This window comes from Sphingomonas hengshuiensis (assembly GCF_000935025.1).
GTDB classification, from domain to species: Bacteria; Pseudomonadota; Alphaproteobacteria; order Sphingomonadales; family Sphingomonadaceae; genus Sphingomonas; species Sphingomonas hengshuiensis.
This window is the reverse complement of the sequence record NZ_CP010836.1, coordinates 223,588-248,809: the sequence shown is the minus strand read 5'-3', so window position 1 is coordinate 248,809 and position 25,222 is coordinate 223,588. Positions and strand designations below refer to the sequence as shown.

Annotated in this window: 30 protein-coding genes and 1 tRNA gene; 26 read left to right on the top strand and 5 right to left on the bottom strand. The window is 66.5% G+C overall.

Going from position 1 to position 25,222, the window contains the following annotated elements; all coding sequences use genetic code 11:
• Nucleotides 1-11: 11 nt before the first annotated feature.
• Genes TS85_RS01195 through TS85_RS01185 form a run of 3 tightly spaced genes read left to right on the top strand, consistent with a single transcriptional unit; the run spans nt 12 to nt 1,914 of the window.
• On the top strand, nt 12-785 hold the full coding sequence (locus TS85_RS01195; RefSeq protein WP_044329923.1) for a VOC family protein: 774 nt from the start codon (nt 12-14) through the stop codon (nt 783-785).
• On the top strand, nt 785-1,432 hold the full coding sequence (locus TS85_RS01190; RefSeq protein WP_044329922.1) for a glutathione S-transferase family protein: 648 nt from the start codon (nt 785-787) through the stop codon (nt 1,430-1,432). Before TS85_RS01195 ends, TS85_RS01190 begins: the two co-directional genes overlap by 1 nt.
• An 11-nt stretch (nt 1,433-1,443) precedes the next feature.
• A complete protein-coding gene (locus TS85_RS01185; RefSeq protein WP_044329919.1) occupies nt 1,444-1,914 on the top strand; it encodes an SRPBCC domain-containing protein in 471 nt (156 codons plus the stop codon).
• Here the strand turns inward: TS85_RS01185 and TS85_RS01180 are convergent.
• Nucleotides 1,911-2,903, bottom strand: coding sequence for a quinone-dependent dihydroorotate dehydrogenase (locus tag TS85_RS01180; RefSeq protein ID WP_044335639.1), 993 nt, complete (start codon nt 2,901-2,903; stop codon nt 1,911-1,913). The genes TS85_RS01185 and TS85_RS01180 overlap by 4 nt on opposite strands.
• 304 nt (nt 2,904-3,207) lie before the next feature.
• Here TS85_RS01180 and TS85_RS01175 point away from each other — a divergent pair, with 304 nt between their 5' ends.
• From TS85_RS01175 to TS85_RS01100, 16 genes are all read left to right on the top strand, one after another.
• Complete coding sequence (locus TS85_RS01175; protein ID WP_227698623.1) at nt 3,208-4,083, top strand: AraC family transcriptional regulator; 876 nt, start codon at nt 3,208-3,210, stop codon at nt 4,081-4,083.
• A gap of 40 nt (nt 4,084-4,123) precedes the next feature.
• Nucleotides 4,124-4,534 (top strand): SUF system Fe-S cluster assembly regulator, encoded by a 411-nt coding sequence (locus TS85_RS01170; RefSeq protein WP_044329915.1) that lies wholly within the window; start codon nt 4,124-4,126, stop codon nt 4,532-4,534.
• Nucleotides 4,534-5,997 (top strand): Fe-S cluster assembly protein SufB, encoded by a 1,464-nt coding sequence (gene sufB / locus TS85_RS01165; protein WP_044329913.1) that lies wholly within the window; start codon nt 4,534-4,536, stop codon nt 5,995-5,997. Before TS85_RS01170 ends, sufB begins: the two co-directional genes overlap by 1 nt.
• On the top strand, nt 5,997-6,206 hold the full coding sequence (locus tag TS85_RS25125; RefSeq protein WP_155006260.1) for a hypothetical protein: 210 nt from the start codon (nt 5,997-5,999) through the stop codon (nt 6,204-6,206). The genes sufB and TS85_RS25125 overlap by 1 nt, the downstream gene beginning before the upstream one ends.
• Nucleotides 6,207-6,217: 11 nt before the next feature.
• Entirely contained in the window at nt 6,218-6,703 is a 486-nt protein-coding gene (locus TS85_RS01160; RefSeq protein ID WP_044329911.1) for a hypothetical protein, read from the top strand.
• 34 nt (nt 6,704-6,737) lie between these two features.
• Nucleotides 6,738-7,172 (top strand): hypothetical protein, encoded by a 435-nt coding sequence (locus TS85_RS01155; protein ID WP_044329909.1) that lies wholly within the window; start codon nt 6,738-6,740, stop codon nt 7,170-7,172.
• On the top strand, nt 7,169-7,495 hold the full coding sequence (locus TS85_RS01150; RefSeq protein WP_044329907.1) for a hypothetical protein: 327 nt from the start codon (nt 7,169-7,171) through the stop codon (nt 7,493-7,495). The genes TS85_RS01155 and TS85_RS01150 overlap by 4 nt, the downstream gene beginning before the upstream one ends.
• Nucleotides 7,495-8,238, top strand: a complete 744-nt coding sequence (sufC, locus tag TS85_RS01145) for a Fe-S cluster assembly ATPase SufC (RefSeq protein ID WP_044335637.1) — start codon at nt 7,495-7,497, stop codon at nt 8,236-8,238. The genes TS85_RS01150 and sufC overlap by 1 nt, the downstream gene beginning before the upstream one ends.
• A 175-nt stretch (nt 8,239-8,413) precedes the next feature.
• Nucleotides 8,414-9,559 (top strand): SufD family Fe-S cluster assembly protein, encoded by a 1,146-nt coding sequence (locus TS85_RS01135; protein ID WP_044329901.1) that lies wholly within the window; start codon nt 8,414-8,416, stop codon nt 9,557-9,559.
• A gap of 77 nt (nt 9,560-9,636) precedes the next feature.
• Nucleotides 9,637-10,815, top strand: coding sequence for a cysteine desulfurase (locus TS85_RS01130; RefSeq protein WP_407082117.1), 1,179 nt, complete (start codon nt 9,637-9,639; stop codon nt 10,813-10,815).
• A complete protein-coding gene (locus tag TS85_RS01125; RefSeq protein WP_044329896.1) occupies nt 10,812-11,297 on the top strand; it encodes an SUF system Fe-S cluster assembly protein in 486 nt (161 codons plus the stop codon). The genes TS85_RS01130 and TS85_RS01125 overlap by 4 nt, the downstream gene beginning before the upstream one ends.
• A gap of 145 nt (nt 11,298-11,442) precedes the next feature.
• Nucleotides 11,443-11,799, top strand: coding sequence for a HesB/IscA family protein (locus tag TS85_RS01120; RefSeq protein ID WP_044329893.1), 357 nt, complete (start codon nt 11,443-11,445; stop codon nt 11,797-11,799).
• A 234-nt stretch (nt 11,800-12,033) separates the two neighbouring features.
• Entirely contained in the window at nt 12,034-13,095 is a 1,062-nt protein-coding gene (gene mgrA / locus TS85_RS01115; protein WP_044329891.1) for an L-glyceraldehyde 3-phosphate reductase, read from the top strand.
• Nucleotides 13,092-13,559, top strand: coding sequence for a GreA/GreB family elongation factor (locus TS85_RS01110; protein WP_044329890.1), 468 nt, complete (start codon nt 13,092-13,094; stop codon nt 13,557-13,559). The genes mgrA and TS85_RS01110 overlap by 4 nt, the downstream gene beginning before the upstream one ends.
• A gap of 86 nt (nt 13,560-13,645) precedes the next feature.
• Nucleotides 13,646-14,674, top strand: a complete 1,029-nt coding sequence (gene adhP, locus TS85_RS01105) for an alcohol dehydrogenase AdhP (protein ID WP_044329888.1) — start codon at nt 13,646-13,648, stop codon at nt 14,672-14,674.
• Nucleotides 14,675-14,723: 49 nt separating this feature from the next.
• Nucleotides 14,724-15,203, top strand: a complete 480-nt coding sequence (locus TS85_RS01100) for a YbaK/EbsC family protein (RefSeq protein ID WP_044329887.1) — start codon at nt 14,724-14,726, stop codon at nt 15,201-15,203.
• Here TS85_RS01100 and TS85_RS01095 read toward each other — a convergent pair.
• The 4 genes from TS85_RS01095 to TS85_RS25120 form a co-directional block, all read right to left on the bottom strand.
• Complete coding sequence (locus tag TS85_RS01095) at nt 15,198-16,343, bottom strand: acyl-CoA dehydrogenase family protein (protein WP_044329886.1); 1,146 nt, start codon at nt 16,341-16,343, stop codon at nt 15,198-15,200. The genes TS85_RS01100 and TS85_RS01095 overlap by 6 nt on opposite strands.
• Nucleotides 16,340-17,119, bottom strand: coding sequence for an SDR family NAD(P)-dependent oxidoreductase (locus TS85_RS01090; RefSeq protein ID WP_227698622.1), 780 nt, complete (start codon nt 17,117-17,119; stop codon nt 16,340-16,342). The genes TS85_RS01095 and TS85_RS01090 overlap by 4 nt, the downstream gene beginning before the upstream one ends.
• Before the next feature lie 13 nt (nt 17,120-17,132).
• A complete protein-coding gene (locus TS85_RS01085) occupies nt 17,133-18,284 on the bottom strand; it encodes an acetyl-CoA C-acetyltransferase (protein WP_044329884.1) in 1,152 nt (383 codons plus the stop codon).
• A 207-nt stretch (nt 18,285-18,491) separates the two neighbouring features.
• On the bottom strand, nt 18,492-18,995 hold the full coding sequence (locus TS85_RS25120; RefSeq protein WP_155006259.1) for a hypothetical protein: 504 nt from the start codon (nt 18,993-18,995) through the stop codon (nt 18,492-18,494).
• A 240-nt stretch (nt 18,996-19,235) separates the two neighbouring features.
• Between TS85_RS25120 and infA the strand changes: the two genes are divergently transcribed.
• From infA to TS85_RS01050, 7 genes are all read left to right on the top strand, one after another.
• Nucleotides 19,236-19,481: a translation initiation factor IF-1 gene (gene infA, locus TS85_RS01080; RefSeq protein ID WP_044329883.1), complete on the top strand. Its 246-nt coding sequence runs from the start codon at nt 19,236-19,238 to the stop codon at nt 19,479-19,481.
• Between the two features lie 25 nt (nt 19,482-19,506).
• Complete coding sequence (locus TS85_RS01075; RefSeq protein ID WP_044335635.1) at nt 19,507-20,076, top strand: Maf family protein; 570 nt, start codon at nt 19,507-19,509, stop codon at nt 20,074-20,076.
• Entirely contained in the window at nt 20,069-21,013 is a 945-nt protein-coding gene (locus tag TS85_RS01070; protein WP_044329882.1) for a ribonuclease E/G, read from the top strand. Before TS85_RS01075 ends, TS85_RS01070 begins: the two co-directional genes overlap by 8 nt.
• 3 nt (nt 21,014-21,016) lie before the next feature.
• Nucleotides 21,017-21,202, top strand: coding sequence for a DNA gyrase inhibitor YacG (locus tag TS85_RS01065; RefSeq protein ID WP_044329881.1), 186 nt, complete (start codon nt 21,017-21,019; stop codon nt 21,200-21,202).
• 53 nt (nt 21,203-21,255) lie between these two features.
• Nucleotides 21,256-21,331 (top strand) — tRNA-Phe (locus tag TS85_RS01060).
• A 219-nt stretch (nt 21,332-21,550) separates the two neighbouring features.
• A complete protein-coding gene (locus tag TS85_RS01055; RefSeq protein WP_044329880.1) occupies nt 21,551-22,807 on the top strand; it encodes a tyrosine-type recombinase/integrase in 1,257 nt (418 codons plus the stop codon).
• A gap of 498 nt (nt 22,808-23,305) precedes the next feature.
• Nucleotides 23,306-25,216, top strand: a complete 1,911-nt coding sequence (locus TS85_RS01050) for a Cof-type HAD-IIB family hydrolase (protein WP_044329879.1) — start codon at nt 23,306-23,308, stop codon at nt 25,214-25,216.
• The last annotated feature ends 6 nt before the right edge of the window (nt 25,217-25,222 follow it).

Here is a 25,222-nt window from a genome sequence, read left to right as displayed (position 1 = left end):
GGAACAGCGCGATGACCAATCCCCACGGCACCCCGATCTGGTACGAGTTGATGACCTCGGACCCCGACGCCGCATCGGCCTTTTACGGGCATGTCGTCGGCTGGAGCGTCGGCAGCTATGGCGGCGCGACCGTCGCCGGCCCCGACGATTATCGCATCTTCAGCGCTCCCGATGGCGAGGGCGTGGCCGGGATGATGCGCGCGCCGGAGGGCGGCCCCGCCCCCGGCTGGTACGGCTATATCGGAGTAGACGATGTCGATGCGGCCGCGGCGAAAGTCGCGGAAAGCGGCGGCGCGGTGGACATGCCGCCGACCACGCTCGACGGCGTCGGGCGGCTGGCGATGGTCGCCGATCCGGGCGGCGCGCGATTCTATGTGATGAAGGGCGCCAGCCCGGAGCCGAGCACGTCGTTCAAGCGCATGGCGCCGGGCCATGGCGAATGGAACGAACTCTACGCCGCCGACGACAAAGCAGCGCTCGCCTTCTACGCCGACCAGTTCGGCTGGCAGAAGGACGGCGCGATGCCGATGGGGCCGATGGGCGAATACAGCTTCCTCAGCCATGACGGCGGCGTGATCGGCGCGGTGATGCCCGCCCCACCGGGAGAGCGCCCGCGCTGGAATTACTTCTTCCGCGTCGGCCCGATCGAAGAGGCCAAGGCGCGGATCGAGGAACGCGGCGGCAGCCTGGCCCATGGCCCGATCGAGGTTCCGGGCGGCGACTGGGTGATCTATGCGCTCGATCCGCAGGGCTTGCATTTCGGCGTAGTGGGGTCGCGGGGCTGATGGCGCTCGCACTCTTCGCCCACCCCTTCTCGTCCTATTGCTGGAAGGTGCTGATTCCGCTCTACGAGAACGCCACGCCGTTCGACTATCGCTCGCTGGAGGTGCCCGAGAACGGGGCCGAACTCGCGCGGCTCTGGCCGCTCGCCAAATTCCCGCTGCTGGTCGATGATGGCGTGCCGGTGATGGAATCGAGCATCATCATCGAGCATCTCCAGCGCCATCATCCGGGGCCCGTGCCGTTGATCCCGGAGGGCGATGCCGCGCTGGAGGTGCGGATGCTCGACCGCATCTTCGACAACCACGTCATGGCGCAGATGCAGCGCGTGGTGAACAACGCACTACGGCCGCCCGAGCGGCGCGACCCGATCGAAGTCGATCAGGCGAAGGCGATGCTCGACAAGGCCTATGGCTGGCTGGAAACCTGGCTGGACGGGCGCGAATGGGCCAGCGGCGGGTTCTCGCTCGCCGATTGCGCCGCCGCGCCCGCGCTGTTCTACGCCGATTGGGTCCACCTGATCGCCGAGACCCATCCCCGGCTGCGCGCCTATCGCGCCCGGCTGCTCGCGCGCCCGACGATCGCGCGCGTGGTCGACGAAGCCCGACCCTATCGCAGCTATTTCCCGCCGGGCGCCCCGGACCGGGATTGAGGAACCACAGGATGCCAGACACCGATCCCGCGTTGGAGCTGTCGATCGAGACGCTGATCGACGCGCCCGTCGATGCCGTGTGGAGGGCATGGACCGATCACCTAGCGGAATGGTGGTGCCCGAAACCGTGGACGACCGAGTTGATCGAGCATGACGTACGCCCCGGTGGCAGGAGCGCGATGATCCTGCGCGGGCCGGATGGCGAGGAGAAGAACCGACTGGAAGGCGTGATCCTGGAGGCGATTCCGGCGCGGCGGGTCGTTTGGACCGACGCGTTCGCGGTCGGATGGGTCCCGCAAGAGCCGTTCCTCGTCGGCGTATGGGAGTTGGAGCCGGACGGAGAGCGGACCCGCTATCGCGCCAGCGCCCGGCATTGGTCCGAGGACCTCAGGGACCAGCACGCGGTCATGGGATTCGAAGCGGGATGGCTGACGGCTGCCCGCCAGTTGGAGGCCGTGGCACAGCGGATCGCGCGGGGCTAACCCCGCTCCGCCAGCCCGCGCACGATCTGCCGCACCAGCCCCGGCCCCTTATAGACCAGCGCGCTGTAGATCTGGACCAGCCGCGCCCCCGCATCGAGGCGGCGGCGCGCTTCGTCGGCGCTGTCGATCCCGCCCGCCGAGATCAGCGGCAGCGCCCCGCCGGTGATCTCCACTGCCTCGGCAAGCTTGGCGCGGGCCAGCGCGCGCAGCGGCGCGCCCGACAGCCCGCCCGCTTCGCCGCGCTGCGACGAGCGCAGCGTATCGGGGCGCGAGAGCGTGGTGTTCGACACGATCAGCGCATCGACTCGGTTATCGGTCGCGGCGCGGATCGCGCCCTCCAGCCCGGCCCGATCGAGGTCGGGCGCCAGCTTCAGGAACAGCGGCACATGCGCGCGCGCGGCGTCGCAGGCGGCGAGCAGCTCGTCGAGCGCAGGGCGCGACTGGAGATCGCGCAGCCCGGGGGTGTTCGGCGAGCTGACGTTGATCGTGATATAATCGGCATGCGGCGCGGCCTTGGCCACGCCCAGCGCATAGTCGGCGACGCGATCGGTCGAATCCTTGTTCGCCCCGACATTGATGCCCAGGATTCCGGGCCGGCGGCGCAGCGCGGCGATCCGCGCGATCGCGGCGTCGATGCCATGGTTGTTGAACCCCATGCGGTTGATCACCGCCTCGTCCTCGGCCAGGCGGAACAGCCGCGGTCGGGGATTGCCCGGCTGGGGCCGCGGCGTCAGCGTGCCGACTTCGACTGCGCCGAAACCCAGCCCGAATAGTCCGACTATTGCCTCGGCATCCTTGTCGAGTCCTGCGGCGAGCCCGACGGGGTTGGGGAAGCTGATTCCCGCGATCGTGACGCTCGACGCATCCGGAATGGAGTCAACCGCGAACGGCGCGCCCAACGCCCCCCAGCCGCGGAGAAGTGCGATCGCGGCGCCATGCGCCTTTTCCGCGTCGAGCGTGAACAAAGCGGTTCGGAACGGATATGCCATGATGCCTGCTTTTGAACCCGCGATATCGCGGCGGAAAGTCAAAAATGTCGAATTCATCCAATACGTCAGCCGCCGAGCGGCGTAGAGAGGAAATGCGACCCGAGGGGTTCCACTTTAACGGGGGGAGCCCTTTTTCCTGACCCGACCGGGCAACCGGTCGGGTCATTTTTTGTACAAATTATTTGCATGGTATAGACTGCCCCCCACGAAAATGAATCTGAGAATCAGGGGGCTCAGGGTCACAATGTCTTACGCAGGCACAATCAGGACCGACAGGTCCGCACGCGCGCGAATCTATGCGCCGGTGATACCGACGATCGAGTTCCGCAAGGCTACCGGCAGCATGATGCCGCTGGTCGAGTCCTACTATCTGTATCGCTACGAGGCCGCGCTGGTGGAAGGGATCGAGCGAGTCGATCTGGGCCAGTTGCGGTTCGTGCTGCGCGGCGAGGGTGAGATGACCTTCCCCGATGGCCGCGTCGAACGCACGCGCCCGGTGATGATCAACGGGCCGGGCACCGCTGCGGCCACCTATCGCGTCGACGGGCCGTTCCATTGCTTCGGCGTTTCGCTGCGCGCGATCGGGTGGAAGACGCTGATCGGCATCCCGGCGCACAAGGTGACCGACCATATCATCGACGGCGAGAAGCTGTTCTGCGAACAGGCCGCGCTGTTGCTGGGCCGGTTGCGCAAGATGGCGACGCTCGAGGAGATGGTCGCCGCGGTCGAGCCGCTGCTCAAGATGCGCCGCCACGAAGTGAAGCCGGTGCCCCATGCGCACCTCCCCTTCCTGCGCGCGGTCCGCGAATGGACGGTGATCGAGGACGGCACGCTCGACCAGCTCTACGACTCGATCCGCGCCACCAGCGGGCTGGGCGAGCGCCAGGTCCAGCGGCTGTGCCGCGAATATTTCGGCAGCGCGCCGATGCACCTGAAGCGCAAGTTCCGCGCGATTCGCGCGGCGATGCGGCTATATCAGGGCGCGCCGCTGTCCGACGTGATCGGCCCTTTCGCCGACCAGTCGCACATGATCAACGAGATCAAGCACTTCACCGGCCACACTCCGCGCACGCTGCGCGAACGGATCGATCCGGTGCTCGCGGCGACGCTCGATAACGAGACATTCCACTTCCTGCCCGACGTAATTCCCGAAGAACTGGTTGACCGCCGGCCAAAGTGACCCCACATGCAATCGGACTGAAACCGTCCGATTGGGTGCGATGCGACTTTCCAGCCTGACTGACTATGCCGTGGTGATGATGACCGCAGCGGCGCGCCATTGCGGCGCGTCGTGCCGGCTCAACGCCACGCTGCTGTCCGAAGAAACCGGGCTGCCGCTGCCGACGGTGCAGAAGCTGGTCAGCCGGCTCTCCGCCGCGGGGCTGATCGAGAGCGCGCGCGGCACCGGCGGGGGTTTCCGCCTCGCCCGCCCGCCCGCCGCGATCACCATCGCCGATATCGTCGAGGCGATCGAAGGGCCGATCGCGCTCACCGCCTGCGTCGACGGCGGCCGGCATGATTGCGCGGTCGAGGGATCGTGCCGGGTCCGCCCGCATTGGAACGCAGTCAATGGCGCCGTGAAGGGCGCGCTCGCGGGGGTTTCCCTCGCCACCCTGAGTGGGAATGCATGATGGCTACCAAGAACGCCGAGGCGCATGCCGCCGCGAACAAGAAGTATGAATGGGGCTTCAGCTCGGACATCGAGCAGGAGTTCGCACCCAAGGGGCTGAGCGAAGACACCGTCCGCTTCATCTCCGCCAAGAAGAACGAGCCCGAATGGATGCTCGACTGGCGGCTCAAGGCGTTCCGCACTTGGCAGACGATGGAACTGCCCGACTGGGCGAAGCTCGCCATCCCGCCGATCGATTACCAGGACGCCTATTACTATGCCGAGCCCAAGGCGAAGCCCAAGCTCGGCTCGCTCGACGAAGTCGATCCCGAGATCCTGCGCGTCTACGAAAAGCTCGGCATCCCGATCGAGGAGCAGAAGATGCTCGCCGGGGTCGAGGGCAGCCGCAAGATCGCTGTCGATGCGGTGTTCGACAGCGTCTCGGTCGCGACCACCTTCCGCGCCGAGCTGGAAGCGGCGGGGGTGATCTTCCGCTCGATCAGCGAGGCGATCCGCGAATATCCAGAGCTGGTTCAGAAATGGCTGGGCAAGGTCGTGCCCGTGCGCGACAATTTCTTCTCCGCCCTCAACGCCGCCGTCTTCTCGGACGGGACCTTCGTGTACATCCCGGAGGGCGTGCGCTGCCCGATGGAGCTGAGCACCTATTTCCGCATCAATGCGGAGAATACCGGCCAGTTCGAACGCACGCTGATCGTGGCGGACAAGGGCGCCTATGTCTCGTATCTTGAAGGCTGCACCGCGCCGATGCGCGACGAGAACCAGCTCCACGCCGCCGTGGTCGAGCTGGTCGCGCTCGACGATGCCGAGATCAAATATTCGACCGTCCAGAACTGGTATCCCGGCGATGAGAACGGCAAGGGCGGCATCTTCAACTTCGTGACCAAGCGCGCGTTGTGCGAGGGGCGCAATTCGAAGGTGAGCTGGACCCAGGTCGAGACCGGCAGCGCGATCACCTGGAAATACCCCAGCTGCGTGCTGAAGGGCGATGGATCGGTCGGCGAATTCTATTCGGTCGCGGTGACCAATGGCCGCCAACAGGCCGATACCGGCACCAAGATGCTCCATATCGGCAAGAACACTCGCTCGACCATCGTGTCGAAGGGGATCAGCGCCGGGCGCAGCGACAACACCTATCGCGGGCGCGTGCTGGTGAATGCCGCCGCCGAGAATGTCCGCAACTTCACCCAGTGCGACAGCCTGTTGCTGGGCGATCAGTGCGGCGCGCACACCGTCCCCTATATCGAAGTCAAGAACCCCACCGCGCAGATCGAGCATGAGGCGACCACGTCGAAGATCAGCGAGGACCAGATGTTCTACGCAATGCAGCGCGGGCTCGACCAGGAGGCCGCGGTCGCGCTGATCGTCAACGGCTTTGCCAAGGACGTGCTCAAGCAACTGCCGATGGAGTTTGCCGTTGAGGCCCAGAAGCTGCTGGGGATTTCGCTGGAAGGGAGCGTGGGGTGATGGTGCAGATATTTGTTGATACCGAATGCGGCACAGTGTCGGACCATTTTGAATTTGCAAGCGTTCCACGAACTGATGAGATAATTTTCGTTCAGACGGAAGCCGGGGAAATCAAACTCCGAGTCTTGCTGGTCGAACATTATCCGACTTCAAAAGGTGATTTTCCGGACCCGGTAAGTCCTATCACCTTACAATGCGCAGTAATCTGACGAGTTGAACGGTGATCCTCGCGCTGCTCCTCCTTGCCCAGGACGTGCCCGATCCGTCCGCCGCCGCGGCGCCCGCCGAGGAGGAGATCGTCGTGCGCGCCACCTATGGCACCACGACGATGCTGTTCGACAAGAGCGCCGACGGGCGCCTCCACAATTGCCGGGTGATGGTCTCGAGCGGCAGCCAGCGGCGCGACACCAAGGCCTGCCAGTCGACGCCGGTCTGCTATGCCAAGACGCAGGATGTGGTCGAGGATTGCGTCCAGTTCGCGGTGATCGATCCGATCGTGGCCGCCCCCCCTCCCGCTGCCAAGGCCGTGGTGTTCGAACTGCCAAGCCTCGTGCGCCCGCAGCCGCTGGCCCCGGGCCAGGCCGGCCCGCTCCAGCCCGGCGAGGAAAGCCGCGAGACCGAGCGTCAGCGCGTCAAGCTTCCCCCGCTTCCCAAGGCGCCGAGCAACGGGCCCGTCGTCACCTTCGGCGGGGGTAAGCCCGAATGACTCACCACATTCCCAAAGGGAACAAGGAAACCCGATGAGTATCGCATTGTTCATTGCCGCCATGGTCGTGCAGGACCTGAACGTCAGCGGCGGCGTGCAGGTGTCGAACGTGGCCCAGATCGGGCTCGCCACGCGCCATGCGCGCTGCATCGTCCGCCGCGTCGGCATCGCGCCCGAGGAGGACGCCGCGCGCGACGCAGCGATCCGGACGGCGGTGACCGATTGCCGCGCCTATGTCGAAAGCGATCATGATGCCGGGCGCGTCAAGGTGGGTGACCGGGTGGTGAGCGCGGGCTGGTGGAAGCGGATGCAGCGCGTGTTCGACGCGGTGGAGAGCGACGTGTCGAACGCGATCGTCAGCCCCAAACAATATAAGGTCATCTGGCAGCTTCCCGATGGCGGTCGCGTCGACGTCTACAATGCGCCAGGTCCGCTCACATCGGTCAATTTGCTGGTCGTGCCGCTATGATCGCCGCGACGCTGCTGGCCCTTCTCGCCGTGCCCCAGGACGCACCGCCGGAAGCGCCGCCGGGCGAGGAAATCGTCGTTTCGGGCCGGTTGCTGGCGCTGAAAGTGAGCCTGAAGACCAATCGCAAGGGCCGGGCGACGGCGTGCGCGATCGATCGGACCAGCGGCGACAGCGCGTTCGACCGAACCGCGTGCACCACCACGGTGCAATGTTTCAACCAGCGGCCCCGCGAACAGGCCGCGGTCTCTGCATGCGTACAGGATCGCATGCTCGCTTATGCGCGGGGCGGCACGACCGGCCCGGCAAGGAAAGAACCGGAATGATGCTGAACATCGAAAACCTCCACGCCGAAATCGGCGGCAAGCAAATCCTCAAGGGCCTGACGCTGCGCGTCGGCGCGGGCGAAGTCCATGCGATCATGGGCCCCAATGGCGCGGGCAAGTCGACGCTCGGCTATGTGCTGGGCGGGCGTCCGGGCTATGAAGCGACTGCGGGCAGCGTGACCTTCGACGGCGCCGACCTGCTCGACATGGCGCCGCATGCGCGCGCCGCGGCGGGGCTGTTCCTCGGCTTCCAATATCCGGTCGAAATCCCCGGAATCTCCAACGTCCAGTTCCTGCGCGAGGCGCTCAACAGCCAGCGCCGCGGGCGCGACGAGGCGCCGCTGTCGGGCGGCGAGTTCCTGAAACTGGCGCGTGCCCAGGCCGATGCGCTCGGCATGGACATGGAAATGCTCAAGCGCCCGGTGAACGTGGGCTTTTCGGGCGGCGAGAAGAAGCGCAACGAGATGGTCCAGATGGGGATCATCGGCCCGAAGCTGGCGATCCTCGACGAGACCGACAGCGGGCTCGACATCGATGCGCTCAAGGCGGTCGGCGACGGCATCAACCGCATCATGCGCGCGCCCGACAAGGCGGTGATCCTGATCACCCATTACCAGCGGCTGCTCGATTATGTGCGGCCCGATTTCGTCCACGTCCTCGCCGATGGCCGCATCGTCCGCTCGGGCGGGCCGGAACTCGCGCTCGAGCTCGAGCGCGAAGGCTATGGGGCGATCGCGGCATGAGCGGCGCCGGATCAATCCTCGAATCGTCGCCGTTTCCGATCCTCCCCGGCACGGGGAGGGGGACCAAGGCGCGTAGCGGCTTGGTGGAGGGGGCCCGCCACAGGCGAATCGGTTTGGGGCACGCCCCCTCCACCATGCTGCGCATGGTCCCCCTCCCCGTGCCGGGGAGGATCGCATGACCGTGCTCGACCTCCCCTCGCCCAAGCAGGAGGCCTGGCGCTGGGCGGACATGGGCGCGCTGCGCACCGCCGCCGAGAGCGCACCCGCAACAACGGGCATCGATCCCGCCACCCTGTTCCTCGACATCGAAGGCCCGCGGCTGTGCTTCGTCGACGGCGTGTTCGAGCCTGCGCATAGCCGCCCCGGCCCGGTGCAGGTCGCGCCGCAGATCGCCGCGACCGAGCATCCGCTGGGGCGCCTCGCCGTCGGCGAGGGCTGGGTGCTGCGCGTCGGCGCCGAGCATGCAGTGGGCACGATCCAGGTCGTCCATCTCGGCTCGGGCGGCGAGAGCCATGTCCCCGCGCGGATCGCGCTCGATGCCGATGCGGTGGCAAGCATCGTCGAGACTTTTGCCGGCCATGGCTGGGCCAACCGGCTGACGCAGATTTCGCTCGATACCGGCGCGCGGCTGATGCGCTCGGTGCGGCTGGTGCAGGCCGACGGCTTCGTGTCGATCCGCGACGAGGCCGAAATCGGCGCGGCGGCGAGCCTCGTCTCGATCTTCCTCGGCGCGGGCGGGATGGGCAGCCGCATCGACGGCACGCTGACGCTGACCGGCAAGGGCGCGTTCGCCGAAATGGGCGGCGCGCTGCTGACCCGCGCCAGCCAGCGCCAGGAAGCGGCGGTCACCGTGCGGCATGAGGCCGTCGAGGGCAGCTCGCGCCAGCTCTGGCGCGCGGTCGCGGCGGACCGTTCGGCGGCCAGCCTCGCCGCCCGCGTCGAAGTGGCGCGTGCTGCGCAACAGACCGATGGCGAACAGTCGCTGCGCGGTCTCCTGCTGGATCGCGGCGCGACGGTTAACCTCAAGCCCGAGCTGGAAATCTTCGCCGACGACGTGAAGTGCGCGCACGGCGCCACGGTCGGCGAGCTGGACCGCATGGCGCTGTTCTACCTTCAGAGCCGCGGCATCGACGAAGCCCGCGCCAAGGCACTGCTGACCCGCGCCTTCGTCGCCGACGCGGTGGCCCGGATCGGCGACGAAACGGTGCGCGCGGCATTCGAAGCCGATGCCGACCGCTGGTTGGAAGCCTCCCTCTCCCAGCGGGAGAGGGAAGGGGCCCGCTCGGCGCAGCCGAGTGGGAAGGGTGAGGGCGACCTATGAACGTCGATCTCTCCCAGGCCCTCCCCCGACCCCTCCCGCAAGCGGAAGGGGAGAAAGTGAGTACCGCCCCCCTCGACGTGCTCGCCGATTTCCCCGCAATCCCGGCGGGCTGGGCGTATCTCGATACCGCCGCGACCTCGCAAAAGCCGCGCCCGGTGATCGACGCGATCACGCGCGGCTATGGCGAGACCTATGCCACCGTCCATCGCGGCGTGTACCAGCGCTCGGCGGACATGACGCTGGCGTTCGAGGCGGCGCGCGCCCGCGTGGCGGCGTTCATCGGCGGCAAGCCCGAGGAAGTGGTGTTCGTGCGCGGCGCGACCGAGGGGATCAACCTCGTCGCGCAAAGCTGGGCCGCGACCCAGCTCAAGCCGGGCGACCGCATCCTGCTCTCCGCGCTCGAGCATCATTCGAACATCGTGCCCTGGTATATGGCCGCCGAGCGCGTGGGCGCGGCGATCGACGTGGTGCCGCTGACCGCCGACCACCGCATCGACCTCGACGCGATGGCGGCGATGCTGACTCCCGCGCACAAGCTGGTCGCGCTGGCGCATGTCTCCAACGTGCTGGGATCGGTGCTCGACGCCCGCCGCGCGACCGAACTGGCGCATGCCGTGGGCGCCAAAATTCTCATCGACGGCTGCCAGGCGGTGGCGCGGCTGCCGGTGGATGTCGCCGCGATCGGCTGTGATTTCTACGTGTTTTCAGGGCATAAGCTCTATGGCCCGACCGGCATCGGGGTGCTGTGGGGCCGCTACGACCTGCTCGACGCAATGCCCCCCTGGCAGGGGGGCGGTTCGATGATCGATCGCGTAAGCTTCGAGAAGATAAGCTACGCCCCGCCCCCCGGCCGGTTCGAGGCGGGGACGCCGCACATCGTCGGCGTGCTCGGGCTCCACGCCGCGATCGACTATGTCGCCGGACTGGGACTCGACCGGATCGAGGCGCATGAGGCCGCACTGGTCCGCAGCGCCCGCGCCGCGCTGTCGCAGATCAACAGCGTGCGCCTGTTCGGACCCGACGACAGCGCCGGGATCGTGAGCTTCGCAGTGGAAGGCGTCCACCCGCACGACGTCGCGACGATCCTCGACGAGGGCAATGTCGCGATCCGCGCAGGCCATCACTGCGCGCAGCCGCTGATGGAATTGCTGGAGGTGCCCGCAACCGCGCGGGCCAGCTTCGGCGTGTACAACGGCGCGGACGACATCGCCGCGCTGGTCGAGGGAATACAACGAGTGACGAGGATCTTCGGATGAACGAGGAACGCAGGATCGCAGTCGAGCAGGTCGACGCCGTCGAACCCCCGCCCAAGGCGCGCGTCGACGACGCGATCGCCGAGCCGGAGGGCGTGCAGGCGAGCTTCGAGCGCAAGCGCGACTATCTCGCCGGCTTCCTCTCGCAAAAGCCCGAGCCGCACCCGGACGGGCAGCCCGGCGGCGCGCTGTATGAGGCGGTGATCGCCGCGCTCAAGGAAATCTACGACCCCGAAATCCCGGTCAACATCTATGACCTCGGGCTGATCTACGGCGTCGACGTGACCAATGAGGGCCATGCCGCCGTGATGATGACACTCACCACGCCGCATTGCCCGGTCGCCGAATCGATGCCCGGCGAGGTCGAGCTGCGCGTGAGTTCGGTGCCCGGCATCGCGACCGCCGACGTCAATCTGGTATGGGACCCGCCCTGGGACCCGCAAAAGATGAGCGACGACGCCAAGCTGGAACTGGGGATGTTGTGACGCGCGCCCTCCTTCTTTCCCCTTCCGCGTGGCGGAGGGGTTAGGGGAGGGACGATTCGTTCCTATCTAGTACAGGCCCTCCCCCTGCCCCTCCCGCTCTGCGGAAGGGGAGCGCAGACCGGAAGGGTCGGACAAGAGGCAAGACATGACCGACGTGAAGACCCGCACCCGCCCCGCCGCGCTGACGCTGACGCAGCGTGCGGAGGCGCGCATCGCCGAACTGATGGCCAGGGCGCCTGAGGGGACGCTGGGCGTCAAGCTGTCGACGCCGCGACGCGGCTGTTCGGGGCTCGCCTATTCGGTCGACTATGTGACCGAGGCCAAGCCGTTCGACGAGCGGATCGAGACCCCCGGCGGGCTATTCTTCGTCGACGGCGCCTCGGTGCTGTACCTTGTCGGCTCCACGATGGACTGGGTCGAGGACGATTTCACCGCCGGCTTCACCTTCCAGAACCCCAATGCCAAGGGCGCGTGCGGTTGCGGCGAGAGCTTTACCGTCTGAAAGTTGTTTGGAAATTCGCGAAAGAGCGAATTTCAAGGCGGTGCCGGCCCGCTCCCCCGCCCGGCCACCCCTAGAATATTGTCGTCGGGTGGCCGGGCGGGGGAGCGGGCTGGCACCGCGAAATGCGCCACGGCGCATTTCCAAACGGAATCTGAAGCATCCCTTTGCGCCAGTCGCGCGTTGGCGCGGACTGCGATAGGACGGATGCAAATCCGTTGCCCGAAGAGGAATTCCATGGCCTTCCCCCAGCCCTACACCGCCGATCCCGCACGCTATGACGGTCGGATGCCCTATCGCCGCACCGGTCGCAGCGGGCTCGACCTGCCGGCGATCTCGCTGGGGCTGTGGCAGAATTTCGGCGGGACCGACGTGTTCGAAACCGCGCGGGCGATGCTGCGCCGGGCGTTCGACCGTGGCGTCACCCATTTCGACCTCGCGAACAATTACGGCCCGCCCTATGGCTCAGCCGAGGAGAATTTCGGGCGCGTGATGGCGACGGATTTCGCCGCGCACCGCGACGAGCTGGTGATCTCGACCAAGGCCGGGTGGGACATGTGGCCCGGCCCGTACGGCGATGTCGGCGGCAGCCGCAAATATCTGATCGCGTCGTGCGACCAGAGCCTGAAGCGGATGGGCCTCGACTATGTCGACATCTTCTATTCGCACCGCGTCGATCCCAAGACTCCGCTGGAGGAGACGATGGGCGCGCTCGCCACGCTGCACCAGCAGGGCAAGGCGCTGTATGTCGGCATCTCGAGCTATTCGCCCGAGCTGACGCGCAAGGCGGCGGCGATCCTGGCCGAGCACAAGGTGCCGTTGCTGATCCACCAGCCGAGCTATTCGATGCTCAATCGCTGGATCGAGGAGTCGCTGCTCGATACGCTGGGCGAGCTCGGCACCGGCTGCATCGCCTTTTCGCCGCTGGCCCAGGGGATGCTGACCTCGAAATATCTGAACGGCGTTCCTGCCGATGCCCGTGCCGCCAAGGGCGGATCGCTGGGGCAGCAGCTCTTGTCGGAGGACAATCTCGCCCGCATCCGCGCGCTGAATGCGATTGCGGAGGCGCGCGGGCAGACGCTGGCGCAGATGGCAATCGCCTGGGTGCTGCGCGATCCGCGTGTCACCTCGGCGCTGGTCGGGGCGCGCACGGTGGCGCAGCTCGACGATTCGCTCGATGCCGTGAACAATCTCGACTTCTCGCCCGAGGAGCTTGCCGCAATCGATCGCCACGCCACCGAAGGCGCGATCGACCTGTGGAAGGTCTCCTCGACGCTCGAAACGACACCCAAGGGATGAGCGTCGCGTTCCGCCGCGAGAGCGACGAGGAGCATAAGGAGCCCAAGTTCGAGATTCCGCTGCCCTCGGGTCCAAACCTGGTCACCGCACGGGGACTCGCCGCGATCGAGGCGAAGGTGGCTGCGCTGGAAGCCGCAATCGCCGCCGAGCCCGCCGAAGAGCCGCGCGAGGTGCTCCAGCGCGAACGCCGCTATTGGAACACCCGGCGCACCACCGCCCAGCTTGCCCCGCCGCCCGAGGAGGGCGTGGCCGGCATCGGCTCGCGCGTCCGCATCCGGCTGGCAGGCAAGCTGCGCACGATCGACATTGTCGGGCATGACGAGGCCGATCCGGCGGCGGACCGCCTCGCCTTCTCCGCCCCGCTCGCCCATGCGCTGCTGGGCGCCGAAGCAGGCGAGAGCGTGGCGTTCAACGGGCGTGCCGACGCGATCGAGCTGGTCGAGGTGACGGCGATCCCCGGCTGATCATTGCGGCGCCGATACGGGACTGTCCCAATGGGACGTGCCCTACGCGCGAGGCATGGCCTCCCCGAACAATCGGGAGAAAAGCCGTGCAGACCACGATGAGAGCCGCTGTTGTCCGCGCCTTTGGTGCGCCGCTGGTGATCGAGGAAGTCGCGGTGCCGCGCCCCGGCCCCGGCGAGATACTGGTGCGCGTCGCCGCCAGCGGCGTGTGCCACACCGATCTCCACGCCGCCGAGGGCGACTGGCCGGTCAAGCCCAACCCGCCCTTCATCCCCGGCCATGAAGGCGTGGGCCATGTCGCCGCCGTCGGCGCGGGCGTGACGCATGTGCGCGAGGGCGACCGGGTGGGCGTGCCCTGGCTGTACAGCGCATGCGGCCATTGCACCCATTGTCTGGGCGGGTGGGAGACGCTGTGCGAGAGCCAGCAGAACACCGGCTATTCGGTCAATGGCGGCTATGCCGATTACGTCCTCGCCGACGCCAATTATGTCGGCCTGCTGCCCGACAAGATCGGCTTCGTCGAAATCGCCCCGATCCTGTGCGCAGGGGTGACCGTGTACAAGGGGCTGAAGGTGACCGACACCAAGCCCGGCGACTGGGTGGCGATTTCGGGCATCGGCGGGCTGGGCCACATGGCGGTGCAATATGCCGTCGCGATGGGGCTGAACGTGGTGGCAGTGGACATTGATGACGCCAAGCTGGCGCTCGCGACCCGGCTGGGCGCGGCGCTGACCGTGAATGCACTCCACGCTGATCCGGCGGCGGTGGTGCGCAAGGAAATCGGCGGCGCGCACGGCGTGCTGGTGACGGCGGTATCGCCCAAGGCGTTTTCGCAAGGACTGGGGATGCTGCGCCGGGGCGGCACGCTGGCACTCAACGGGTTGCCGCCGGGCGATTTCCCGCTGCCGATCTTCGATACGGTGCTGAACGGCCTGACCGTGCGCGGATCGATCGTCGGCACGCGGCTGGACTTGCAGGAGTCGCTCGATTTCGCAGCGGCGGGCAAGGTCGCGGCGACGGTCAGCACCGATAGGCTGGAGAATATCAACGCCGTCTTCGACAAGATGCGCGCCGGCGGAATCGAGGGGCGCGTGGTGCTCGACATGGCGGCATAGCCCGCTTGGGGGCTTCAACCCCGGCGCCACCGCCTGTAGACGCTTTGGCATGACGATCGAAACCGTTCGCGCATGGCTGGCGGACCATGCCCCCGACCTGACCATAATCGATCAGGGCGCGAGCACCGCCACCGTCGCGGAGGCCGCCGCCGCGCTGGGCGTCGCCCCCGCGCGGATCGCCAAGACACTGGCGCTGCGCGTCGACGAGCAAGTGCTGCTGGTCGTCGCGCGCGGCGATGCGCGGATCGACAACGCCAAGTCCAAGGCGGCGTTCGGCGGGCGCCCCCGCATGGTGGCGGCGGAAGAGGCGCTGACGCTGACCGGGCATCCGGTGGGCGGCGTGTGCCCGTTCGGCCTCGCGACGCCGTTGCCGGTCTATTGCGACGTCTCGCTCCGCGCCTTCACCAGCGTCTTCCCGGCGGCGGGATCGCTGACCAGCTCGGTCGAAATCGCGCCCGAACGGCTGGCGGTGCTGGTGTCGGCCCACTGGGTGGATGTGTGCCGGTTGCCGGAGGAGCCGGCGCTATAGGCTTCGGGCGATCAGCATCTTCATGATCTCGTTCGACCCGCCATAAATCCGCTGCACCCGCGCATTCCGCCACATCCGCGCGATGGGGTAATCGTTGATATAGCCATAGCCACCATGGAGCTGGAGGCACTCGTCGACCACCTGCCATTCGGCGTCGGTCACCCAATATTTGGCGATGGCGGCGCTGGTCAGGTCGAGCGTGCCCGCGATCTGGCGCGCGATGCAATCCTCGACATAGACGCGCGCCACCTCCGTCTTCGCCTTGCACTCGGCGAGCTTGAACTGAGTGTTCTGGAAATCGAACACACGCTGACCGAACGCCTGGCGTTGCTTGACATACTCGGTCGTCACGTCGAGCGCCTTGTGCATCGTCACCACGCTGCCCACTGCGATCACCAGCCGCTCGCGGGGCAGCTCGGCCATTAATTGCCGGAAACCCTGCCCTTCGCTGGTGCCGAGCAGATTGTCGGCGGGGACCCAGACATCGTCGAAGAACAGCTCCGACGTGTCCTGCGCATCCAGCCCGACCTTGTCGAGCGCCTTGCCCCGGCGGAAGCCCTCGGCTTCCCCCGTCTCGACGACCAACAGCGACACGCCCTTGGCGCCCTGCGCGGGATCGGTCTTGGCGACGACGATCACGAAATCGGCGATCTGGCCGTTCGAGATGAAGGTCTTCGCGCCGTTGATCCGGTATCCGTTGCCGTCGCGGATCGCGGTGGTGCGGATCGATTGCAGATCCGATCCGGCGCCCGGCTCGCTCATCGCGATCGCGGCCACGCTCTCGCCAGAGCAGAGTTTCGGCAACCAGCGCGCCTTTTGCTCCTCGGTCCCGTGCGCGAGGACATAGGGGAGGATGATGACATTGTGCAGCGACAGCGCGAATCCCTCGACGCCGCACTGCCCCACTGCCTCGACCAGCACCACGTCGTGCCGGAAATCGCCGCCCGCGCCACCATATTCGACCGGGATCGACGCGCCGAGCAGCCCCGCCTCGCCCGCCTGCCGCCAAAAGGCGCGCTCGACCTGCCCCGCCTCGCGCCAGCCCGCGATCCGCTCCGGCGGCGCTTCGCGCTCGAAGAAGCGCGCGGCGTGATCGCCCAGCGCGACCAGTTCGGGATCGTCCCGCCAGCCGCCGCTCACCGCAGCCCCATGCGGATCGCACCGTCCAGCCGGACGTCCTCGCCGTTGAAATAGGGATTGCGCAGCATCTCCAGCGCGAGGCTGGCATAGTCCTCAGGCTTGCCCAGCCTTTTGGGGAAGGGCACCGATGCCGCCAGCGCGTCCTTCACCTGCGGTGGTGCTGCGTTCATCAGCGGGGTGTCGAAAATCCCCGGCAGGATGGTGTTCACCCGGATACCCTCGCTCGACAGGTCGCGCGCGATGGGCAGTGTCATGCCGACGATCCCGCCCTTCGACGCCGCATAGGCCGCCTGCCCGATCTGCCCGTCCTCCGCCGCGACGCTGGCGGTGTTGACGATCGCGCCGCGCTCGCCGCCCTCTCCGGGCTCAAGCGTCAGCATCCCCGCCGCCGATTTGACGATGCAACGGAAGGTGCCGACCAGATTGACCTGGATCACCCAGTCGAACGACGCGGCGGGAAACTGGCGGATCTCGCCGCTCGTCTTGTCGCGGCTGACGGTCTTGAAGGCGTTGCCGACCCCCGCGCAATTGACCAGCACCCGCTCCTGCCCATGCGCCGCCCGCGCCTTGGCAAAGCCCGCATCGACCTCTTCGTCCGATCGCACATCAACCTTGCAGAACACGCCCCCGATCTCGGCGGCCAGCGCCTCGCCCTTCTCGGCGTTCATGTCGAACAGCGCGACCTTCGCCCCCGCCGCCGCCAGCGCGCGCGCCGTCGCCGCGCCCAGCCCCGATGCGCCGCCGGTGACGACTGCGGCGATACCGTTGAAATCCATGGCCAAATCCCCCTCAAAGCGCTTCGACGATGGTGACGTTGGCAATGCCGCCGCCTTCGCACATCGTCTGCAACCCATAGCGAAGCCCGCGCTTGCGCAGCGCGTGGACCAATGTCGTCATCAGCTTGGTCCCGCTCGCACCCAGCGGATGCCCCAGCGCGATCGCCCCGCCATTGACGTTCAGCCGCGCAGGATCGCCGCCGACATGGTGTAGCCACGCGAGCGGTACCGGCGCGAACGCCTCGTTGACTTCGTACAGGTCGATATCGCCGATCGACATGCCAGCGCGCTTGAGCGCCTTGTCGGTCGCGAACAGCGGCTCCTCCAGCATGATCACCGGATCGCCCGCGCTCACCGTCAGGTTCACGATCCGGGCGAGCGGCGTGAGGCCATGCGCCTTCAGCGCGGCTTCGGAGACCACCATCACCGCCGACGCGCCGTCGCAAATCTGGCTGGCATTGCCCGCCGTCACCACCCCGCCCTCGGCCAGCGTCTTGAGCGCGCCCAGCCCCTCCAGGCTGGCGTCGAAACGGATACCCTCGTCGACAGCGTGGCGCACGGCCCCGTCGGGCGTATCGACGTCGAGCACCAATATCTCGTCGGCAAAATCGCCGCGCTCAACCGCGGCGGCGGCGCGGCGGTGGCTCTCCAGCGCATAGCCGTCGACCATCGCGCGATCCTGGCCATATTTGCGCGCGATCATCTCGGCACCAGTGAACTGGCTGAACCCCTTCACGCCGTACCGCGCGAGCACCCGCTCGCTGAACGGTCGCGCGCCCGCGACGGATGTGCCCATCGGCACCCGGCTCATATGCTCGACGCCTGCTGCGATCACCACGTCCTGCGTGCCCGACATCACCGCCTGCGCCGCGAACTGGATCGCCTGTTGCGAGGAACCGCATTGCCGGTCGATCGACACGGCGGGCACGCTGTCGGGCAAAGTCGAGGCCAGCACCGCGTTGCGCCCGACATGCAGCGCCTGCTCGCCCGCCTGCCCCACGCATCCCATGATGACATCGTCGATCGCCGCCGGATCGATCCCGCTGCGCGCCGCGACTTCGGACAGCACCGCCCCCGCCAGATCGACAGGATGCCACCCCATCAACCGCCCGTTGCGACGCCCGCCGGCGGTACGCACCGCCGCGACGATATAGGCCTCCGCCATCCTCTGCTCCTGTCGTGGCAGCCCTGGATGGGCCGTCCAATTAACACGAGTGTAAGTGAGGGGGTGGGGGGATGGCAAGCGGGCGATTCTGGAGACGGGGGATGGTCAAACAGAAGAGAGAGGCTCGCGCAGAGGCGCGGAGGCGCAGAGGGGCGCGCGCACCTCTGCGGGGGACGGCGGAGAGGCCGGGTCCGGTGTGAGTTGGCCCTAGGGAAGCGGACCGACGATACGGATGGGAAATTGTTTCTCGATGATCTTCTGCCCGAGCATGCTGCCACCTCGAAACTGCAAACACTGCGGCGTTTGAAAGTCCCCTTTGCGGGCAAAGATGAGACTTCGCATCTGATAATGTAGCTTGTCTGGTTGCGCATCCAACTGCGCTTTAACAGCGTTGCTGTTTGCGAAGTCCTCTCCCCCAATCTTTGGCTCGCTCCCTACATTTACATCCCTGCCTGTAACACATTCGACAATGTAAACATGGGGATACACTTCCCAGCGAGAGACGCTTTCGACATCCTCTTTTTTGATCTGGGCCGTGATCAGCACCCACGTCCCTGCACCATCGGGCCGGACTGCTGAGGCTTCGCCATCATTCTCAATTTCCGTCAAGGAAGCCCCGCGGGCAACAGCATTTTCTGCATCGATGTCGACCGAACAGCCAACAAGCGGCATTGCACAAGCCACAGCCAGTAAGGACGGAAACGCCTTCATCGTCCCAATCTAGCACCAGTTTCCAACCACCGCTATTCGGGCGTCAACGCCCGTCCGCTTCATGCCCCCACGCCCGTTTCGCCAGAACCCCCTCTGCGCCTCCGCGCCTCTGCGCGAACCTCTACCTTCTTCTTTCGCACCCCGACGACACGTCCCCCGCACCGCCCACCTTCCCTTTTCCCCCCCGGCAGAGTAAAGGCTCCGCCAAATTTTGCTGGCGCTCACCCGAGAGGCATATTTTTGGCCAAAGAAGAACTGCTTGAAATGCGCGGACAAGTCGTTGAGCTGCTGCCCAACGCGATGTTCCGCGTGAAGCTCGAAAACAACCATGAGATACTGGGGCACACCGCAGGCAAGATGCGCAAGAATCGCATCCGCGTGCTGGTGGGCGACGAAGTGCTCGTCGAGCTGACGCCCTATGATCTGACCAAGGGTCGGATCACCTATCGCTTCATGCCCGGTCGCGGTGGGCCAGGCCCATCCTGATTTCGCGCGCACGGCGCGGGCGCGCATGAAGCTCGTCCTCGCCTCCACGTCGCCGCGACGGCTCGATCTGCTCCGGCGCATCGGTGCCGAGCCCGCGCGCATCGCCGCCCCCGATATCGACGAAGACCCGCGCAGTGCCGAACTGCCGCGCGACTATGTCCTGCGCGTCGCGCGGGGCAAGGCGCATGCGGTGGCGCGTGCCGCGGATGAGATCGTGCTGGCCGGCGACACCACGATCGCAGTCGGTCGCCGCATCCTGGGCAAGCCCGCCGATGAGGCCGATCTGCGCCGGATGCTGGCCCTGCTCTCGGGCCGCCGCCACCATTGCCTGTCGGCGATCTGCCTGATCGGGCTGGACGGCAAGGCGCGCACCCGGATCAGCGACACCGTCGTCGCGTTCAAGCGCCTGACCCCCGCCGAGGTCGATTCCTATGTCGCCAGCGGCGAGGGGATGGGCAAGGCGGGGGGCTATGCCATCCAGGGCCGGGCCGAGGCGTTCGTCCGCTTCCTGTCGGGCAGCCATTCGGGCGTCGTCGGGCTGCCGGTGTTCGAAGCCCGCGCGCTGCTCGAATCGGCGGGCTATCCGCTTGGCTGAGTGGCTGTACGAGGCCGGGATCGGCGAGAACCGCGCCGCCCTGGTCTCGCGCGGGACGATCTGGAAGGCGCGGATCGAACTGGAGGGCACCGGCGCGCGCGTCGGCGCGATCCTGAACGCGCGGCTGGCCGATCGGTCGACGGGCAAGGTGACGCTGGACGGTGGCGGCGAGGCGCTGTGCGATCCGCTTCCCCCCGGCGTGACCCAGGGCGGGCCGCTGCGGGTGCGAATCGTGCGCGAGGCGATCCCTGAGCCGGGTCGCCCCAAATTGCCCAAGGCGGTGCCCAGCGACGCGTTACCGATGCCCGGCCTCACGCTGCTGGAGCGAATCACTGCGTCCGACGTGCCGGTGCGCGTCTGCCGCGCGCACGAGCCCGATTTGCTCGAACAGGCGGGCTGGTCCGAAGTGCTCGACGAAGCCGTCACTGGCGAAATCGCCTTCCCCGGCGGCGCGCTCCGGCTGTCGCCAACCCCCGCCATGACACTGTTCGACGTCGATGGCGGTGGCCCGCTGGAGCCGCTGGCGGTCGCCGCCGCGCACGCTGTCGCCCGCGCGATCGAACGGCATGGGATCACCGGCTCGATCGGCGTCGATTTCCCCACACTGGCGAACAGGGCCGCGCGCGCGGCGGTGGCCGAGGCGATCGACGCCGCACTGCCCCAGCCGTTCGAGCGGACGACGGTCAACGGTTTCGGCTTCCTCCAGATCGTCCGCCGCCGCACCCGCCCCTCGCTGCCCGAGCTGCTGCGCGCCGACCCGATCGGCGCCGAGACCCGCGCCGAGCTGCGCCGCATCGAACGCCTTCCCCCGCCGCCCCCGGCCACCCATATGACAACCCAGCGAATCGCCCGCCGCCTCGCCCAGCAACCCGGCTGGACCACGGAACTGGCGCGGCGCAGCGGCGGGACGACGCAGTTCGTCTCGGCAAAGGAGTAGACATTGGCCAAGCGCGAAGGCTGCCCGATCTGCGGGCAGGCCCCCACCCCCGAGTTCAAACCCTTTTGCAGCCGCGGCTGCAAGGATCGCGATCTGCTCAACTGGCTCGGCGAAGGCTATCGCGTTCCCGGCGATCCGGTAGATCCCGATGCACTTAGCGGGCTGGACAGGAACGAAAGCCGCGACTAAGAGCCCGCTTCCGGCTTCGGTCGGTCCTCTTTCGCTCCGGCCCGCCGGACGATGCCCGGGTAGCTCAGTTGGTAGAGCATGCGACTGAAAATCGCAGTGTCGGCGGTTCGAATCCGTCCCCGGGCACCACAACTTTACAGCAAAATCAGCAACTTAGCATTGGGTTGCCCTACCCTTTGAGCGGAAGTAGGCTAGCACAGTGCTAGCACAGCCCAATTTGCGCATCCCAAGGATCTCAAGGACCTAGGATTCGGGACCCAGCGCAAAGAGGTGCAATCTCGCACATTTCAAGCACAGGCAGGGCACTCCGCGTACCGCCGTGCGCTATGATCGCAAGGGGCAAGACGCATGTCAGATGCGCGGGCAGAGCAGTTTAAGATTTTCCAACGCAAGGGCAGCTCGATCTGGTGGGTGCGCTTCAGCATCCGCGGCGCAGGACAGATCAGAAATTCGCTGGGCACGTCGGATGAAGCGGACGCGCGACGAAAAGCAGACAAGATTTGGCGCGATGCAACCTACCGCTCCGAAAACGGCCTCCGCCCCGTGCAACGTTCTTTCGAACGCGTTGCCGAAGAGTTTATCAAGCAGTTGGAGCGCGAGGTTGAGCGAGGGGAACGTCGCGCCGGTGTTGATCGCCGGCATGCGTCACTGATCCGTCGTTACTTTATTCCCTACTTCGGCAAGAAAGCCATCGAGGCGATCACCGATCACGATGTCGCGCGATACCAGGAGTGGCGAAAGAGCTATTGGACAACGGGTCCTGGCGCCGATCAAACGCACATCGAATATGAGCGCGGCGGTAAGCGGCTGCGTCGGCCTGCGACCGATCTTCGCGGCGCGTCCAGCCTAAGCACCCAGCGCGGCGAAGCGGTCGTCCTACGGCAGCTATTTCGACAGGGCGCGAAGTGGGGATATCTCAACCAAGCGCAAATTCCTGATGTGGATACGCCACGTGTTCCACCATCCCCGCGACCCAGCTTCTCGATCTCCGAGATGCAAAAGCTGCTGAAGCTGGCCCAGAATCGCATTTGGGAAAAATCGATCAACAGCGAGGTGAAGCGTGATCGGCAAATTCTCTACGCATATATCACCATCGCCGCCGCGTCCGGCATGAGGCCGACCGAGATCCGCAATCTTAACTGGGGTGACATCCTGCATTACCGCGAAGGCAGAACCAAGCCAGCGCGCGATAGGGACATCCGCATACGTGCGCGCGGCAAGGGTAAGGCTCGCGAGTTTATTCCGCTTGAAGGCACGTTGCACGAATTCGACAGGCTCTGGGATCTGTGGAAAGCCGGCCATCACGGCGCCGAGCCTGCGGATAAAGATCCAGTGTTTGCCGCCGCAAACGGCAACCGGCTTACATCCATCAACAATAGCCTTACGTCGCTGCTTGAAGCGGCCGAGCTGAAGACAGACCACCGCGGCATGAAACGTGACAGTTACAGTTTCCGGCACTTCTACATCAGTCAGCAGCTCATCGCTGGGGTCGATGTTTTTGCCCTCGCGCGAAACTGCGGCACGTCCCCGGATATGATCGATAAGTTCTACGGACAGGTGTCGGTCGAGCAGTTAAAAGATCAGTTGCGTCCGCAGTGGCGCTGATACCCTGCAAGGGTTCATACAGGGCAGAAATTCACCGAAGGCAAACTTGCATCAGCAATGGCATTTCTCATCCTTTTAGAGTGCCGGAGGGCTTGGCGTAATCGACCGCTCTTGGGCCGCTTGTAGGCAGACGTCCTTCGGAAGGCCCGATACACAAAGCGGACGCTCGTTCAGGAGATTGCCAAAGCCGCTAAGAGCCAATTCTGGCCGTTCACGCTAGCGTGAACGCTTACCGCAACCGGCCATCTGTTCATGAGCCGACTGATCGGTTCGATATAGCCCTGAAAGTGCGGACAGCAGCTTGGGATTAGGACGCCGCTAAGCTCGCCGAGCTCCGTCTTGGCGGGCCGCCGCACATTCCGTCGACATAATCTCAGAGAACATATAGAGAACATTACGCAGTGAGTCGCCCGGTTCGCCGGTAGGGTCGGCAAAAGTTTTCACTGATGGATCGAACAGCGGGTCGAACGTTCGTGAATTGCTGATAGGAAAGCGCCGATGACAGTCTTCGCCGACAAGCTCTCGACACTCGTCGAGACCGTGCGCCTAGCTGCCGACGGGCCGCTCGGCGCGCTCGCGGACGCGCTGCGCGCGAATGCGGGCCGGCCCGCCATCGCGATCGGATCCGGGGGATCGGCGATCATGGCGGAGTTCTTCGCCCGTTGCCGGACGACATTCGGCCACGGACCGACGACCGTGCAGACCCCGATGGAGTTCGTGGTGGCCGGGGACGACATGTCCGGTTGCGACGTGTGGATATTTAGCGCCGGTGCCGACAATCCCGACGCCGTCGCGGCGCTGACCGCAGCACTGGCCTCGGCGGCATCAGGCGTGACGATTTTGACCGTCAACCGGGATGGCGCGGCGGCCGTCGCGGCGGCGCGGGAAGATCGCTGCCGGGTGCTCGTCGCGCCCGTGGCCGAACGCAAGGACGGCTTCCTCGCCACCCATTCGCTCGTCGCTATGGCGACCTGCATGCTGGCCGCGGCCGACATGGTCTCGAGCCAATCCGGCTCGACCGAGACGGTCGGCCGCCTGGCAGGCGAGGTCGAGCGCGTCGCAGCTGCGCCCCGCAGCATCGACCTCAGACCTGGCGACACCGTTGTCGTCCTGCACGATCCTCAGTGCCGCACGATCGCAACGCTGATCGAGACCTCCCTGTGGGAGACCGCAATCGCGCCGGTCCAGCGCGCCGACTTCAGGAACTTTGCTCACGGTCGACACGTCTGGGCCGCCCGGCATCCGGACAGCATGCTGGTGATTTCGGTGACGGCGGCGACGTCCCGCGACATTTGGGCCGGCATCCGCAGCGCCCTGCCAGACACTATCCGCGCGGTCGAGATCGACCTCGGCCACGCAGGCCGCTTTGGAACGGCGGTCTCGATCGCGGACGGCCTGGACGTGGTCCGAGCCCTTGGCGACGCGGCCGGAATCGATCCCGGCCGACCAGGACGGGGCGAGTTCGCGGGAGCCATCTACGGCGACACCGGCCTCGCGGAACTTGCCAGCGCGCTCGACCCCGCAGTGCGCCACAAGCTCCAAGCCGTGCACCATTATGACGACCCGACCTGCCCGGTCGGCGACGCGCCGGAGGCCCGGAAGGCGTGGCTGAAAGGGCTGTCCAATGCCTGCATCGGCGGCATCTTGCTTGACTACGACGGAACGGTGGTTACCACCGAAGCCCGACTGGATCCGCCCGCGCCGGAAATCATTTCCGAACTGGTCCGCCTCGCCGACGCCGGTATCTCGATAGGTTTCGCGACGGGGCGAGGCGGGTCTGCCGGCGACGCGCTGCGAAAGGCTCTGCCCGAGAGGCTACATTCGACTGTCGCGGTCGGCTACTACAACGGCGGCCATGTGCGAACGCTGGACGCGGACATCGAGAACGACCGCCCCGAAGCCGACGCCAATCTCGTCGCTCTCGCCGACTGGATCGAGGGGCAGTCGCTGCTTGCCCCGGGAACCAGGCTCAAGCGGGGCGAGGTCCAGATCACGATACGGCACGACGAGCTCACGGATCCGGCAGCCTTCGCCTCCCGCGTGGCCGGTTTCGCCGCAGTCGCAGACGGTCGCATCAAGGCACTGAGCTCGCACCACAGCTTCGACCTTCTCCCATCGGCCACCAGCAAGACTGCGGTGACCGACGAGATGCACCGGCGAATGGGCTCCGATCACCACGTTCTAGCAATCGGCGACAGCGGCGAGCCAGGCGGAAACGATACCGAGTTACTGAGGCGCTCGCCGAGCGTCAGCGTCGACGGAGTGTGCGGCCATCTCGGGGGCAGCTGGTCGCTGTTCGGACGCGCCTCGTCGGGGCCGGTTGCGCTGCTGCGGATTCTGCGCGCGCTCCGCACCGAAAGCGGGCATGCTCGCCTCGACCTCGATTTCCTCAGCGCGAGTCCCGCATGAACTTTC